Raw genomic sequence first — 15,399 nt, forward strand, 5'->3', positions numbered from 1 at the left:
CTATGCCGATAAATGATAAGACCCCACGCCCGCAGGAATTCGCCGCGGTCGATCTTGGCTCTAACAGTTTCCACATGGTCATCGCCCGTGAGGTGGATGGCGCGCTGCAGATCATCGGTCGTCTGAAGCAGCGCGTGCACCTGGCGGATGGCCTTGATGAACGCAGCATGCTCAGCGAAGAGGCAATGGAGCGTGGGTTAAACTGCCTGTCGCTGTTTGCTGAACGCCTGCAGGGCTTCTCGCCCTCCAGCGTGTGCATTGTGGGCACCCACACACTGCGCCAGGCACTGAACGCGCCGGAGTTTCTCAAACGGGCCGAAAAAGTGATCCCCTACCCGATTGAGATCATCTCCGGCAACGAGGAAGCGCGTCTGATTTTCATGGGCGTTGAGCACACCCAGCCGGAAAAAGGGCGCAAGCTGGTTATCGATATCGGCGGCGGCTCAACGGAGCTGGTGATCGGCGAAGACTTTGAGCCACGCCTAGTGGAAAGCCGCCGTATGGGCTGCGTCAGCTTCGCGCAGATGTATTTCCCGGGCGGCACCATCACCCGCGAGAACTTCCAGCGTGCGCGTATGGCGGCCGTCCAGAAGCTGGAAAACCTGGCCTGGCAGTACCGAATTCAGGGCTGGAACGTGGCGCTGGGCGCGTCAGGCACCATCAAAGCGGCGCATGAGGTGCTGCTGGCGATGGGTGAAAAAGACGGGATTATTACCCCTGAACGCCTGGCTCTGCTCACCGAAGAGGTGCTGAAGCATAAAAGCTTCGACGCCCTGAGCCTGCCGGGCCTGTCCGATGAGCGTAAATCAGTCTTCGTACCGGGGCTTGCGATCCTGTGCGGCGTGTTTGATGCGCTGGCGATTAAGGAACTGCGTCTCTCCGACGGCGCGCTGCGCGAAGGCGTGCTGTACGAAATGGAAGGCCGCTTCCGCCATCAGGATATTCGCAGCCGTACCGCGCAAAGCCTGGCCAACCAGTACAACATCGACCGCGAACAGGCGAAGCGCGTGCTGGACACCACGGTGCAGATGTACGAACAGTGGGAAGAACAGAATCCGAAGCTCGCACACCCGCAGCTTGCCGCGCTGTTAAAATGGGCCGCGATGCTGCACGAGGTGGGGCTGAACATCAACCACAGCGGAATGCATCGCCATTCGGCCTACATTCTGCAAAACAGCGATCTGCCTGGCTTCAACCAGGAGCAGCAAACCATGATGGCGACCCTGGTGCGTTATCACCGAAAAGCCATCAAGCTCGACGATCTGCCGCGCTTCACGCTGTTTAAGAAGAAGCAGTTCCTGCCGCTTATTCAGCTGCTGCGCCTGGGCGTGCTGCTCAATAACCAGCGCCAGGCCACCACCACGCCGCCCACGCTGAAGCTTAAAACTGACGATCATCACTGGACGCTGAGCTTCCCACACGACTGGTTCAGCCAGAACGCGCTGGTCCTGCTGGACCTGGAAAAAGAGCAGCAATACTGGGAAGCGGTCACCGGCTGGCTGCTCAAAATTGAAGAAGAGAGCGCCGACGTCGCCGCGTAACGACTCAGGCGTCCGCGCAGGACGTCTCAGCTTCCAGCAGTGACTCAAGCGGTGCCGGCCTGCCAATCAGATAGCCCTGCACATAATCGATACCTAGCGCGTGAACCGCGCTACGTATCTCTTCCGTCTCGACATACTCAGCCACCACCAGCATCTTCTTCATGCGCGCCAGATGGCAGATAGACGCTACGATCTGATAATCCAGGCTGTTATTGACGATATTGCGGATAAAGCTGCCGTCAATCTTGAGAATGTCGGCATCCACGCTTTTCAGCCGCGCATAGCTTGCATACCCGGTACCAAAATCATCAATCGCAATGCGTACCCCCATTTTCTGCAGCTGCTGGAGAATATGTAGCGCCTGCTCCCCGCTGCCGAAGGTGCTGCACTCCGTCACCTCAAAAATCAGCTGCCACGGCTCAATGGCGTATTTTGCCAGCAGGCGACTTACCTCAAGCGGGAACTGTACCCGACACACGGTCGACGGGGCCAGATTAATGGCAAAGCGCTGGCCGGGAAGTTTTTCGCGATGCGCTGCAAGGAAGCGCAGGGTATGCTCCAGCACCCACAAATCCACCCGCGAGGAGAGACCAAACTCCTGCGCGACGGGCAGGAATTGGTCGGGGGAGATCAATAGCCCGTTGATATCCGGCATCCGCAGCAGAACTTCGTGATAGCGATCGCCACGCAGGCCGCGAACGGGTTGAACCAGCAGGGCGAATTCGTCGTTATCGAGTGCCTTTTGCAGGCGGCTCATCATCGCGACTTTATCCTTCAGGCTGCGCTGCAAATGGATGGCCCCACGCTGCTGAAGATTTTCCGGATGGTTGGAGGAGAGCGACAGATCGGCAACCACGCCCAGTTCGCCCAGCACCAGATAAAGATGGTTAACCGGGGAGCGGACATAGCAATAGCTCACGCCCACCTGCGGCTGCAGCGGCATCCCGTCCCAGACAAAGCGAAACTGTTTGATATGCTCGTCCAGGGCTTCAATCCGCTGCTGGTGTGATTCCGCATTGAGCCGTACCGCCAAATCGTACCCGGTCAGGTGATACACCTGCTCGTTGGGCTGGAGCGTGCCATTCACCCACTGCGCCAGCTGCTGTTTGTACTGAATGCGCAGCAACACGCCGTAATTTCGGCCCAGAATTTCCAGCTCCGGAATGCGCAGCAGGCAGAGCGCCGACCACGGGTTTTTCGCCAGTTCACGCGACAGCGCCCGCAGGTTAGGCATATGTACGACCGGGTCGAGTAGCGCCAGCCTGCGGGAGCGTTTGTTCACCGCGCGCTGCCGGGTCGCCAGCATCGACATATAAATCACCACAAACGAGAAGACCAGGTAACTGGAAGAGGTGATCGCCAGCTGAATGTCATACCCCTGGTTCACCGGGATATAGTGGTAAAAATAGTGAATAGACACCAGCAGCACCGGTATCCAGATCAGCGACACCAGCTTATAGCCAAAACGCATCGCGCCCCAGAGCATCACCGGCATCAGCAGCGACAGGGTGTAGTTAGTGGTAAAAATGGAGCTGTTTTCATTCATCGGGAGCAGCAGCAGCGAAAGCAGCCCGCCAAGCGCGATTGCCCACACCAGAAACTCAACGATCGTCACCTTTTTGTCTATCTGGGAACGGACCTGCGAGATAAGGCTTTTAAGATAGCGCGGATGACGAATCAGGCGGATCAGCAGATAGCTCAGCGGTACGCCCGTCAGTCCGCTGACCAGCAGTGCCTGGTAGTTGATGAGCGTGCGAATATTAAGAGGGTTTAATCCCGCCAGGCTCTGGCGGCTCTCATACACGCCTAAATACACCGCAAACTGAAACAGCAACAGAAACAGCGTCGCGGGGCAGAAGGCCTGCCAGAAGATACGCTGCGCCATCAGCCGGATGTCGCCGTACGCGGTCATATTCCGTCTGGGCGCAAACACCCGGTAGCCGCCCCAGCTGAGCACTAAAGGGACGATAAAATGGAGTACGCCGGCGACGGTTTCAAACATCCCGACCGAGGGGTAATAGCGGATAAACAGCGACAATACGATCCCGGGCAGCGCTTCCAGGCCAAAGAACATTATCAGCGAAAGCAAAAATGAGAGGGGTAAATAATAGAGTGCCACAATGCCGTCGCCCAGCTGCGTGAGCGTATTTGCAATGCTCAGCACGGGAAGTAAAACCACCGGTAAAATAAGCGGCAATGCCCACCAGCGGTTTTCATTTTTTTTCAGGAAAGCGAGAATGTTCATAGATGCCCGGTTAAACCCCTATCGCTCCAGAGGGAAATAAAGACAGGCATCCGACCTGACGTACGTCCCGCCCGGCAGCGTGCCGGGCGAACAGTGTGGAGGAAGGATTTTAAATATCAGGGCCAGGAATCCGTTGACATAAATCAAACTACTTTACGCAAATAACGTTTTGCGACGTTTTTCTACAATTATTTTCTTCATATTATCAATATGGTAAATGTATTAATTAATCTCAATAACATTAATTAATGTAAACATTGACGGTTATTTACACATCACAGAATTGACCCCATCTTCCCGCTGTGCCTTAATATCCTTATCGCCCAAAAGGGCTTACCCAGGAAAAACAGAGTGAGTCAGGTCACGCGTATGCGCAAACGACATCGATTTAACACCCGAATGACCCGCATCATACTGCTCATCAGCTTCCTGTTTTTCTTTGGCCGCTTCGTTTACTCTTCGATTGGCGCCTGGTACCACCATCAGGATAAAACCCAGTCACAGCAATCCAGCCTGACCGTCGACACCGCTGACCGCTAAACCGCCGAAGGATATTGCACGAGCCGAATAAGGGCCGCGATCCCTTTGCTGAGGATTTTGTCCTGTCGCATCACAACGGCCAACTGCCGCTGCAGCATGGGCGTCAGCGACATCACGCATAGCCCTTCACGATCGACATCCTGTTCGACCGCCATGCGCGGCACAATACTGTAGCCCAGCCCCGCGCGAACCATGCGTTTGATCGCCTCGATGCTGCCAAGCTGCATCACCGGCGCGATTGCTAATCCACTGGCTGCAAACCAGCCGTCGATCAGCGCCCGGGTCCCGCTGCCTGATTCAAAGGCAATCAGCGGATGAGCGTGCAGCGCCTCCGGCGCGAAATCCCGGAAAACATCCTGCTGCTCCCGCGAGGCGATAAACACAAACTCTTCGTCCATCACCGGCATAACGTCCAGCGCTCTGCCGCTCACCGGCAGCGTGACCAGCCCCACATCGAGACGGTTCTCTTCGATGGCCCTGACGATGTCGAGGGTGTTGCCCGTTGTCACCCCCACGCTCAGGAGCGGATAGTCGCGGCGCAGCTGCTCCAGCAGGGGCGGGAGAAGATGGATGCAGGCCGTTGCCCCCGTGCCAAGCGTAATGGTGCCGCTCACGTCGTGACTGAACGCACTCACGGACCGGATGGCGTCATCCACCGCCTGCTGAATACGCTCCCCATGCGTCAGCAAAGCCTGCCCGGCAGCCGTCGCCTTAATCCCCCGCCCGGTACGCTCTACCAGCCGCGTTTGCAGAAACTGCTCCAGCTGGCGTATTTGCATACTGACGGCGGGCTGTGAAATGCCCAGTACGTCCGCTGCCGCTGAAAAGCTGCCGCGCTGGATCACCAGACGGAAGGTGGCGAGATAGCCCAGATTAAGCGTCGTCATTCAAAGTTTCTCTTATACCGCGCATAAGGTTACGGCCCTGCCAGCACAATACCGCGCCCGTTATGCTCAGGACAACTGCATAGCGGAATGAAAAATAATGGAAACACCTGCCCTGCCACGCCGCCTCGCCCTCATGGCGGGATGTAATCAACTCATCAACTGGGGGATCTCGTTTTATATGCCCGGCACCTTTGCGCTGGCCATTGCAGCCGACCGGGGATGGTCGTCACCGCAGATTTACCTCGGCCTGACGCTGGCGATGCTGGTGATGGCGGCGGTTTCGCCCTTTGTGGCCCACCTGCTGGCACGCTTTGGCGGTCAGACGGTGGTGATGAGCGGCACGCTGCTGATCGCCGCAAGCTGCGCCTGTATGGCGTATACCCAGACGCTATTTGGCTGGTACTGCGCCTGGCTGGTCATCGGTGTAGGGATGCGCCTGTCGCTGTACGATGCGCTATTCGCCGCGCTGGTGAATCTTTACGGGCAGCAGGCGCGCAGAACAATCTCCCGCGTCACGCTGGCGGGCGGGCTGGCCTCCGCCGTCTTCTGGCCGCTGGGCGATGCTCTGCTTCAGGTGATGAGCTGGCAGGAGGCGCTGCGCGTCTATGCTCTCTTCGGCCTGCTGAGCGCGGCGCTGATAAGAACGCTCCCCCGTCAGCGGCTGACGGTAACGACAAAGGTCGCCGCGCCGCCCCTGAACAACGAGCGCCGAAACGGCTGGCTTTATGCCGCCTTCATTGCCCTCATCACCTTTGTCTCTAACGGCACCTCCACCCATCTGCCGGAGTTTATTGCCCACTTCGGCCTGCCGGTCGCCATCGGCATGCTGTGGGGGATCGGCCAGACGGCTGCTCGCTCGCTGGAAGTGCTGGCGGGTGCCCGTTTAACCCCCTTCAAACTCACGCTTTTTACCGCGCTCGCCATGCCGCTCTGCTTTCTTCTGGGGTTGAGCAGCGCTCTGTTTGTGTGGTGTGCGGCCGGGTTTGTGCTGGGCTATGGCGCCATCAACGGGCTGATCACCATCGTGAAAGCTACCCTGCCGCTGGAACTGTTCAGCGCGGAAAGCTATGCCCGTCGCACCGGCACGCTGCTTATCCCCGGCCAGCTGATGGCGGCAGCCTCGCCGTTTGCCTATGCGTGGCTGAATAAAACCCTGGGGATCGCGGGTGCAATGTGGGTTTCAACGGGGCTGACGCTGGTGATTGCCGGGCTGGCGATAGCCATTGTGCGCCGTCCCGGAAGGCAAAGTGTATCGCACTGTATCCCGCGGGCCACGGTGACAAACGGGTACAAAACGCCCCCTCCGGCAAATATCTCCGATACATAAAAATGGTTTTCTTTCCCTGTCGCCATTCAGAACCGATGAGGAGAGAGACCGATGATCCGTCGTTATGCACTTATCCCCCTGCTTGTCCTGGCATCTGTAGCCCATGCCCAGGCCACACCGCTGGACAACCTGAGCGCCGCGGACGTTAACGGCCCCGCCGCCGTTGCGCCGCTGGCGCAGCCGCAGCCGCCCGCAAAGCTGATAGTCGATCCGCCGCTTGCCGGGCCGCTGAGCAAAGGCGCGGTGTTTATTCAGTACCGCGCCGAAAACCTGCGCATCGAGCCGGTATTCGGCCCCGACGCGCTCAAGGTCACCCCGCGCATCGGGCACATTCACGTGGTGGTGGACGACGCGCCGTGGCACTGGGCTGACGCCAGCGGAGAGCCGGTGATCCTGGTCGGGCTGCCCGCTGGGAAACACAAGGTGACCATTATTCTGGCCGACCCGACGCATAAGCCGCTCGATCACAAAACCCTTGAATTCACCGTACCGCCCCACGCGGCGGTCCACCATTTTTAAGGAATCTGAAAATGAAAGCACTGTTTGTACTGACGGCAGGCCTGCTGGCGCTTTCCGCCAGCGCCTTTGCACAGAGCAAAACCAGCGTCGTGCTGGTACACGGCGCATTTGCCGACGGCAGCAGCTGGAATAAGGTCATTACCCTGTTGCAGAAACAGCACGCAGAGGTCATTGCCGTCCAGCTACCGCTCACGTCGCTAAAAGATGACGTTGCCGCCACGCGACGAGCCATCGAGCGCGCCCAGGGCGATGTCGTACTGGTGGGTCACTCCTGGGGCGGCACCGTGATTAGCGAAGCAGGCAACGATGCGCGAGTAAAATCACTGGTGTATGTGGCGGCGTTCGCGCCGGATTCCGGTCAGTCGACGGCGGATCTGGCAGAAAGATTCCCTGCGCCGCCGGGCAGCGCGGGCATTGCCAAAACGGCGGACGGCTATTTATATCTGCCAACGGACGCCGTCAGGAAGGATTTCGCGCCGGATGTGACGCCAGACATTCAAAACACGATTGCAGCGACGCAGGGGCCGATTAAGGCCGAGGCGTTTGGTGAAAAGGTCGCCCATGCGGCGTGGCATGATAAACCGAGCTGGTTTGTGGTCAGCAAGAATGACCGAATGATCAACCCCGATCTTGAACGGGCGATGGCGAAGACGATCCATGCGAAAACCGCAGAGGTGGCCGCGAGCCACGTGTCGATGGTCAGCCAGCCGCAGATCGTTGCCCGCACGATTGAGCAGGCGATCAGGAGCAATTAACAACAGCGGCGGCTTATTCAACTTTCTGCACTTCCGTATCCCCAGGCAGCAGCGCAGTGCCGTCCTGCGCTGCTGGCGCCATAAAGGGAACCGGCTTGCCCGTTCGCCTGTCGACCAACAGCGAGTGGCGCTCGCCCTGCGCAAACAGATGCTGTTCTCCCCACTGACGCAGCGCCACGACCACGGGGAAAAGGCTCTCACCTTTGTCGGTCAGGACATATTCCTGATACGCCGTACCGTCTGATGCCCCCTGTAACGTCAGGATGTCCGCATCTACAAGCTTGCGAAGCCGGTCAGAAAGGATGTTGCGCGCCACCCCGAGGCTACGCTGAAAATCCCCGAAGCGCGTCATGCCGTCAAACGCATTGCGCACGATAAGCAGCGACCAGCGATCCCCGATCGCCTCGACGCTGCGGGCAACGGGACAATATTCCGCTTTAACCGTCTTTTGGGACATCTCGTATTTTCCTCGCAAAGGCCACCCCGCAACCAGTTGCATTTTAAAACCACATAGCCTAGCATTCAACCAGTTTCATTTTAAAACCAGGTTATATCAGGCGAGGAATGTTAAACATGTCAGTGACATCAGCCCCTCTTTCAGCCGACATGCCACGCAGCATGGTCTGGCTGTTCGCCACTGCCAGCGGCTTAAGCGTGGCAAATGTCTATTACGCCCAGCCTTTGCTTGACGCGCTGGCGAACGATTTCGGCATCAGCCATGCGGCCGTGGGTGGCGTGGTGACCGCGACACAAATTGGCTGCGCGCTGGCTCTTTTGCTTGTGGTTCCTCTGGGTGACAAAGTGGATCGTCGAGGGCTAATGGCAATACAGCTGATTGCTCTGGTGGTTGCGCTGATTTCCGTCAGCCTGGCACAGTCCCCCTCGGCGCTGCTTTTCGGTATGCTTGCGACCGGTATGCTGGGTACGGCCATGACACAGGGGCTGATTGCCTACGCCGCCAGCGCCGCGTCGCCGCATGAACAAGGCCGCGTTGTCGGCGCAGCGCAGGGCGGCGTGTTCATGGGTCTGCTGCTCGCGCGCGTCTTTGCTGGCGGCATCAGCGATATCGCGGGCTGGCGCGGGGTTTATCTGTGTGCCGCCGCGCTGATGCTCATCATTGCGTTACCGCTGTGGTGGAGGCTCCCCACTCTGCCAGCCGTCACTGCCACGATGAGCTACCCGCGGCTGATTGGCTCAATGCTTACACTGTTGCGGCAGGAAAAAGTGCTGCAGATACGCGGCGTGCTGGCGCTGCTGATGTTTGCATCGTTCAACATTTTCTGGAGCGCGCTGGTGCTGCCGCTGAGCACCCCGCCCTTTAGCTTCTCGCATACCGTGATTGGCGCGTTTGGACTGGCAGGCGCGGTGGGGGCGATGGCGGCTGGCCGGGCAGGACGCTGGGCCGATCGGGGATATGCCCAACGCACCAGCGCCGCGGCGCTGGTGATGCTGCTGTTGGCATGGTGGCCGTTGTCGCTGATGGACCGTTCACTCGGGATCATGCTTATCGGCATCATACTGCTCGATTTGGGGGGACAGGCGCTGCACGTCACCAACCAGAGCATGATCTTTCGCACCCGTCCTGAGGCGCACAGCCGGCTGGTCGGGCTTTACATGCTGTTTTATGCCGTCGGCAGCGGGCTCGGCGCACTCGGCACGACGATGACGTATGCCTTTGCCGGCTGGCCGGGCGTCTGCCTGCTTGGCGCCTCGGTCAGCCTGCTGGCGCTGGTGTTCTGGTGGCTAACCCGCGTTAGCTACCACCATCCGCGGGATAATCCCGATTAATCCACGCGTGGTCCTCCTCCCAGGTGAACATCCATTTGCGCACCGGCCCCGCCATCACGTTGAGGTAGTAGCTGTCATACCCGGCCATCGTCGCCACCGGATGGTAGCCCTTCGGCACCATGACCACGTCACGGTTATAGACCGCCATACACTCATCCAGCGCTCTGTCGTCGGTGTAGACGCGCTGCATGCAGAACCCCTGCTCCGGATTGAGGCGATGATAGTAGGTCTCCTCCAGATACGTCTCCTGGGGCGGGTTATCCGTGTCGTGCTTGTGGCTCGGATACGAGCTGGTGCAGCCCTCGTTGGTCCACACCTCCACCACCAGCAGGCTGTCGGCGGGCTTGCCTTCCGGCAGAATGTTATGCACATAGCGCTGGTTGTGGCCCTTGCCGCGCGCCTCGCCGTCGATATCCTGCGGGGCAATCAGCCGCGTCGGATGCGTGCCCTTGCCCGGCGCGGCGCAGACCGCCAGCTCCAGCGTTGTCAGCGCCTTCACCTGCACCGTCTCCTGCGGGGTGACGTACACCGCCCACGGCTTGATGCGCTCGAACGGGCTCATCCGCTCACCGATGTCGCTAAACTGCGCGGAAGGCGTGCTGATGGAGGCGCGTCCGGCGATCAGCACCAGACAGCGCTCTTCGCGGACGGCGGGCAGCGTCAGCGTCTGCCCCTCCTGCAGCTCATACGCCTCAAAGCCGACGTATCCCCACCCTGCGCTTTCCGGCGTGACGGACTGGGTGCGCCCCTCCGCGTTCGGCTGTTGCCAGCGTGATAACAGACGTGACATGTCACCTCCTTAAATCAGTCCGGCTTCGCGCGCCAGGCGGTTCAGGTTGTTATATCCCAGACGGGCGTAGGTCAGCGGATGGGCAATCGCCGGATCCTGCTCGGCCTCGACCACCAGCCAGCCGTGATAGTCCTGCGTCTTCAGCAGCCGCATAATCGGCGGATAATCCACGCAGCCGTCGCCCGGCACGGTAAACACGCCGCTCAGCACCGCGTCAAGGAAGCTGGTTTTACGGTTTTTCACGTCCGCCAGCACGTCGGCACGCACGTCTTTGCAGTGAACGTGGTTGATGCGCGACGCCCAGCGCTGCGCCACCGCCAGCGGATCGGCCCCGGCAAAGGTCAGATGGCCAGTATCAAGCAGTAGCCCCACCGCGTCGCCGGTGTGGGTCATCAGGTTGTCCACGTCGTCGGCGGACTCAATCACCGTGCCCATATGGTGATGGTAGGCAATCTGGACTCCCTGCTGCTGGGTGTAGCGGGCAAATTCGGTGAGCTTCTCGCCGTACTCTTTCCAGCGCGCCTGCGGGAAGCGCGGGCGCAGGTGCACCGGTGTCTGCTGCTCGCCGTGAATGCAGCCGCTCACTTCCGCAAAGACCAGCACCTTCGCCCCCAGCTCGCGCAGCAGCGTCAGGTGAGACTGCACGGCGGCAATCTCCTCCTCCACGCTGCGCTCCAGCAGGCGGCCGGAGTACCAGCCGGAGACCAGCTGCAGGTGGTGGCGCTGCAGGATGGGCCCAAGCAGGCGCGCTTCGCGCGGGAACTTATTGCCCAGCTCGAAACCGGCGAAACCGGCCTCTTTCCCTTCACTCAGACAGGTCTCCAGCGACGTTTCCGCGCCGAGAGAAGGCAGATCGTCGTTCGTCCACGTCAGCGGGTTAATGCCCAGTTGTACACTCATTGTCGTCTCCATTATGCGTGTCCGCGCTCGCGCCACCAGGCGATAAGCTGCAGGTAGTTGTCCCGTATGCGCGCCACCAGCTGCGCATCGTCAATATCGTGCTTCAGCCACGCGCGGGAGGCATCGCCAAACAGCGTGCGCCCCACGGCGAAGCCTTTTACTACCGTCTGCCCCGCTGCGGCCCTGAAGTCGGCGCGCAGCTGTTCCGCCGGGGCGTCCAGGCCGAGGATCACCACCCCGCGGCAGTGCGGGTCCCGGCGTTCGATAATCTCGCTCAGCGCCGTCCAGCCCTCGGCGGAGAGCGGCGGCAGCTTCCACCAGTCGGGGTAAATACCGAGGTTGTAGAAGCGGGAGATGGCGCGCAGGTAGAGCTCGTCGCTGCGCGGCATGCTGGCGGGTAGGATCACCTCCAGCAGCAGCTCGTGCCCGGACTGACAGCAGGCGTGATACACCTCGGCAATTTTCTGCTCCTGCTCCAGGCGCAGGCCGTGAGCGTCTTCCGGATGGAAAAAGACCAGACACTTCACCACGTGCTCCTGCGGCCAACTGATGAGCTGGGTGCCGATGTTGCCATGCTCCATCTCCAGCGGACGCGAGCCCGGCAGCTCAATGGGGCGACCAATCCACCACCCCTCGCCGGTGATGGCGTTCAGCGCGTCCTGACCAAAGGTGCCGTCGCACAGCAGGCCGGCTTTGCCCTCCAGCCCGGCCCGGCTCGCCGCCTCGCGGCTGGCCTGCAGGATCAGCTGCTTCAGCACCGGAATGCGCCCGATCGACGCGCCGCACTGCAGCGCCATATCCTCAAGCTGGCTGCGGTGGTCGAAGGCCATCACGCACAGCTCCGGCCACTCGCGGCGTCGGGTGGTCACCCGGTGGAGGTGGTTCAGACGCGGGTCGAGATCCGGGCGCGGCACATCCGCAGCGCGGGAGAGATAGTCATCCAGCTCGATTTTGCTCGGCATCGCCGGGGCGCAGCCGTGGCGCGAGACCACCAGCGCGCCGCAGGCGTTGGCATAGCGACACGCCTGCTCCCAGCCCTCGTCGTTCAGGTAGCCGCGCAGCAGGCCAGACATAAACGCGTCCCCCGCGCCGAGGACATTCAGCACCTCCACGCGCACGCCGGTCACCGTCAGGCCGTCGTCCAGCCGGGGCGGAATGGCGTCGGTATAGACAGAGCAGCCGAGGGCGCCGCGCTTGCAGACCAGCGTTGCGTCACTCACGACACGCACCTGCCCCAGCGCCTGCAGGGTCTCCGTGCTGCCGCCCGCAATGTGAAACTCCTCCTCGGTGCCGACAATGACGTCGAAGAGGTGCAGCACCTCCTGCAGCTCGCGGGTGACCTTATCGGCGGCGATAAAGCGCGTTTCACCGTCGCCTAAGGAGGTCAGCCCCCACAGCACCGGACGGTAGTCGATGTCCAGCACCGTGCGCACGCCGTGACGGCGGGCATAGCCCAGCGCCGTCAGCACCGCATCGCGGGTCTGAGGATGAGAAAGGTGAGTCCCGGTGATGGCAAGACAACGTGCGGAGGCAATGTAGCTTTCGTCCACATCGCTGGCCGTAATGGCCATATCCGCGCAGTTATCGCGATAAAAAATCAGAGGAAAGGTGTCCCGGTCTTTAATGCCGAGTAGCACCAGCGCCGTGAGGCGGTCTTTATCGGTGATCAGATGGCTGGTATCGCAGCCCACCTGGTTGAGCTCTTCGCGCAGGAAGCGGCCCATATGTTCATCGCCGACGCGCGCCAGCATCGACGAACGTAAACCCTGACGCGCGGTGCCGTACGCCACGTTGCCCGACGACCCGCCGAGATATTTGGCGAAGCTCGACGCGTCCTCCAGACGGGCACCAATCTGCTGGCTGTAGAGGTCTACCGCCACGCGGCCCATGCATATCACATCAAACTGCTTTTCCACGTTGATACCTCATCAGACAATGTCGTTCACGTTCAGCCAGCGGCCTTCCCGGTGCGAGAGCGCGATCGCGTCCAGCACGCGCGACACCTTCCAGCCCTCTTCGAAGTCCGGCCACATTGGCGCGTCGGCGGCAATCCCGTCCACCAGGTCGCGCACCTCCACCGTTTTTTGATCGTTAAAGCCAATCCCGTGGCCTGCGCCCATGCAGAACGCGGCGTAGTCGGGGTGCGCCGGGCCGACGAGCAGCGTGCGGAACCCCTGACGGTTTACCGGATCGTCATGCAGATAGAGCTTCAGCTCGGCCATGCGCTCCTGGGTGAAGCTGATGGCGCCTTTCGTGCCGGTAATGACGTACGACAGCCCCATCTTGCGGCCGCAGGCAACGCGGGAGGTTTCAATCACGCCCTGCGCCCCGCCCGCGAAGCGCACCATCGCGTGGGCCTGATCCTCGTTTTCGACGGCAACCATGTCCGACGAGCCGGCCTTCGCCGGGCGTTCCGGGACCACGATCTTCAGGTCGCCGCAGACCTGCTCAATCTCCCCGACCAGGTACTGGGCCATATTGACGATATGCGCCGCGAGGTCGCCCAGCGCCCCCAGCCCGGCGGTCTCTTTAAAGCAGTGCCAGTGAATGGGCGAGCGCGGGTCGGCCATATAGTCTTCGTTGTGGGTGCCGTAGAAGTGGATCACCTCGCCAATCTCGCCGCGGGCGATAATCTCCTTCGCCAGCTGCGCCGTCGGGTTTTTCATGTAGTTGAACCCCACCAGCGTTTTCACCCCGGCCCGCTTCGCGGCGTCGACCATCTCCCGTGCGTCGTGGGCGTTCAGCGCCAGCGGCTTCTCCGAGTAGACGTGCTTGCCGTGGCGGATCGCCTCCAGCGCCATCTCTTTATGCAGATGGTTGGGCGAGCAAATATCCACCACGTCAATCGCCGGGTCGGCCACCAGCGCCCGCCAGTCGCCGGTGGAGCGGTTGAAGCCAAACGCCTGCGCGCGCGCTGCCGCCAGCTCCGGCGTGACTTCCGCCACCATCTCGCGCACCAGCCTGCCGCGCAGGTTGAACACCGTCGGGGCCTGGGCATAGGCGATAGCGTGCGCCTTGCCGATATACCCGGTGCCAATCAATCCAATACGAACCTCTTTCATCGTGATCCTCACAGTGCGCCGCGACGGCTCTTGGCGTAGGTATCAAACGCCACCGCCAGAACGATAATTAATCCGGTGATAATCTGCTGGTAGTAGGCCGAGACGTTCATCAACACCAGGCCGTTAATCAGAATCCCCATGATGATGGAGCCGATAATGGTGCCGCCGATGCGCCCGTAGCCGCCCATCAGCGAGGTGCCGCCAATCACCACCGAGGCAATGACGCGCAGTTCAAAGGAGATCCCGGCCACCGCCTCGGCGCTCCCCAGACGCGCGCTCAGAATGAAGCCCGCCAGCCCCGCCAGGCAGCCAATCAGCACGTAGACGCTAACCAGCACGCGCTTGACGTTCACCCCCGCCAGGCGCGCTGCCTCCGGGTTACCGCCGATGGCGTAGACGAAGCGGCCCCAGCGGGTTTTATGCAGCGCCAGATAGCCGCCGAGGGCGACGATGGCGAAGATCCAGATCGGAATGGAGATGCCGAGCAGCTCTCCGCGCCCCCACCAGCGGTAGCCCTGATCGAAACCGGCAATCGGCGCGCCGTCGTTGATCACCAGCGTCAGTCCGCGCCAGATGGTCATCCCGCCGAGGGTCACGATGAACGGCGGCAGGCGCAGGCGGGTGACGCCCAGACCGTGCAGGAAGCCAATCGCCGTGCCCATCGCCAGACAAATCCCCAGCCCGATCAGCCAGCTCATGCCGCCCCAGGCGTTCGGGTCGACGGTGGTGAAGTTGTCGCCCTTAATCACGTACGCCGCGGTCATGGCGCAGACCGCCAGAATGGAGCCCACGGAGAGGTCAATCCCGGCGGTCAGGATGACAAAGGTCATCCCCACGGCCATGATCCCGTAGATGGATACTTCGGTCAGGATGTTGAAAATATTGCGTTCAGAGAAAAAGTTGCTGTTCTGCGACTGGAAGAAGATCAGCAGCAGGATCATGAAAATCAGTACCCCGAAGCGCTCGAAGAAGGCGATGGGATCGATGCGTCCGGCGCGTTTGACCGGGGCCTGCGTTTTAGAAATCATCTGCGTCATGAGAAACT

At 60.7% G+C, this 15,399-nt stretch carries 14 protein-coding genes; 6 read left to right on the forward strand and 8 right to left on the reverse strand.

Translation table 11 applies throughout. From position 1 onward, the window contains the following. Positions 1 to 2: 2 nt before the first annotated feature. On the forward strand, positions 3 to 1,541 hold the full coding sequence (gene ppx / locus AC0TN7_RS10515) for an exopolyphosphatase (RefSeq protein WP_048991287.1): 1,539 nt from the start codon (positions 3 to 5) through the stop codon (positions 1,539 to 1,541). Positions 1,542 to 1,545: 4 nt separating this feature from the next. On the opposite strand, the gene AC0TN7_RS10520 is transcribed toward ppx, so the two are convergent. Then, positions 1,546 to 3,786: an EAL domain-containing protein gene (locus AC0TN7_RS10520; RefSeq protein WP_473702132.1), complete on the reverse strand. Its 2,241-nt coding sequence runs from the start codon at positions 3,784 to 3,786 to the stop codon at positions 1,546 to 1,548. Positions 3,787 to 4,137: 351 nt separating this feature from the next. On the opposite strand from AC0TN7_RS10520, the gene AC0TN7_RS10525 reads away from it, so the two are divergent. Then, complete coding sequence (locus AC0TN7_RS10525; RefSeq protein ID WP_021241815.1) at positions 4,138 to 4,326, forward strand: YfgG family protein; 189 nt, start codon at positions 4,138 to 4,140, stop codon at positions 4,324 to 4,326. Here AC0TN7_RS10525 and AC0TN7_RS10530 read toward each other — a convergent pair. Beyond that, positions 4,323 to 5,213 carry a LysR family transcriptional regulator gene (locus tag AC0TN7_RS10530; RefSeq protein ID WP_473702133.1) on the reverse strand — a complete coding sequence of 297 codons (891 nt, stop codon included), beginning with the start codon at positions 5,211 to 5,213 and terminating at the stop codon, positions 4,323 to 4,325. The two genes, AC0TN7_RS10525 and AC0TN7_RS10530, sit on opposite strands and share 4 nt — an antisense overlap. Before the next feature lie 97 nt (positions 5,214 to 5,310). Here AC0TN7_RS10530 and AC0TN7_RS10535 point away from each other — a divergent pair, with 97 nt between their 5' ends. From AC0TN7_RS10535 to AC0TN7_RS10545, 3 genes are read left to right on the forward strand one after another with little or no spacing between them, the layout of a single operon-like run. Then, a complete protein-coding gene (locus AC0TN7_RS10535; protein WP_473702134.1) occupies positions 5,311 to 6,540 on the forward strand; it encodes an MFS transporter in 1,230 nt (409 codons plus the stop codon). Between the two features lie 51 nt (positions 6,541 to 6,591). Further along, a complete protein-coding gene (locus AC0TN7_RS10540) occupies positions 6,592 to 7,059 on the forward strand; it encodes a DUF6130 family protein (protein ID WP_090420148.1) in 468 nt (155 codons plus the stop codon). A gap of 11 nt (positions 7,060 to 7,070) precedes the next feature. Further along, positions 7,071 to 7,814, forward strand: coding sequence for an alpha/beta hydrolase (locus AC0TN7_RS10545; protein WP_048991295.1), 744 nt, complete (start codon positions 7,071 to 7,073; stop codon positions 7,812 to 7,814). 13 nt (positions 7,815 to 7,827) lie between these two features. On the opposite strand, the gene AC0TN7_RS10550 is transcribed toward AC0TN7_RS10545, so the two are convergent. Then, positions 7,828 to 8,271 carry a winged helix-turn-helix transcriptional regulator gene (locus AC0TN7_RS10550; protein WP_032646804.1) on the reverse strand — a complete coding sequence of 148 codons (444 nt, stop codon included), beginning with the start codon at positions 8,269 to 8,271 and terminating at the stop codon, positions 7,828 to 7,830. Positions 8,272 to 8,387: 116 nt separating this feature from the next. Here AC0TN7_RS10550 and AC0TN7_RS10555 point away from each other — a divergent pair, with 116 nt between their 5' ends. Next, complete coding sequence (locus AC0TN7_RS10555) at positions 8,388 to 9,602, forward strand: MFS transporter (protein WP_463727056.1); 1,215 nt, start codon at positions 8,388 to 8,390, stop codon at positions 9,600 to 9,602. On the opposite strand, the gene iolB is transcribed toward AC0TN7_RS10555, so the two are convergent. From iolB to AC0TN7_RS10580, 5 genes are read right to left on the reverse strand one after another with little or no spacing between them, the layout of a single operon-like run. Next, a complete protein-coding gene (gene iolB / locus AC0TN7_RS10560) occupies positions 9,568 to 10,392 on the reverse strand; it encodes a 5-deoxy-glucuronate isomerase (protein WP_463727055.1) in 825 nt (274 codons plus the stop codon). The two genes, AC0TN7_RS10555 and iolB, sit on opposite strands and share 35 nt — an antisense overlap. 9 nt (positions 10,393 to 10,401) lie before the next feature. Further along, complete coding sequence (iolE, locus tag AC0TN7_RS10565; RefSeq protein ID WP_463727054.1) at positions 10,402 to 11,292, reverse strand: myo-inosose-2 dehydratase; 891 nt, start codon at positions 11,290 to 11,292, stop codon at positions 10,402 to 10,404. 11 nt (positions 11,293 to 11,303) lie between these two features. Beyond that, positions 11,304 to 13,208 (reverse strand): bifunctional 5-dehydro-2-deoxygluconokinase/5-dehydro-2-deoxyphosphogluconate aldolase, encoded by a 1,905-nt coding sequence (locus tag AC0TN7_RS10570; RefSeq protein ID WP_463727053.1) that lies wholly within the window; start codon positions 13,206 to 13,208, stop codon positions 11,304 to 11,306. 12 nt (positions 13,209 to 13,220) lie between these two features. Further along, positions 13,221 to 14,354: a Gfo/Idh/MocA family protein gene (locus AC0TN7_RS10575; RefSeq protein WP_032646810.1), complete on the reverse strand. Its 1,134-nt coding sequence runs from the start codon at positions 14,352 to 14,354 to the stop codon at positions 13,221 to 13,223. 8 nt (positions 14,355 to 14,362) lie between these two features. Next, on the reverse strand, positions 14,363 to 15,391 hold the full coding sequence (locus AC0TN7_RS10580; RefSeq protein ID WP_008502116.1) for an ABC transporter permease: 1,029 nt from the start codon (positions 15,389 to 15,391) through the stop codon (positions 14,363 to 14,365). Between the last annotated feature and the right edge of the window lie 8 nt (positions 15,392 to 15,399).

This window comes from Enterobacter sp. PL_is511 (assembly GCF_055816065.1).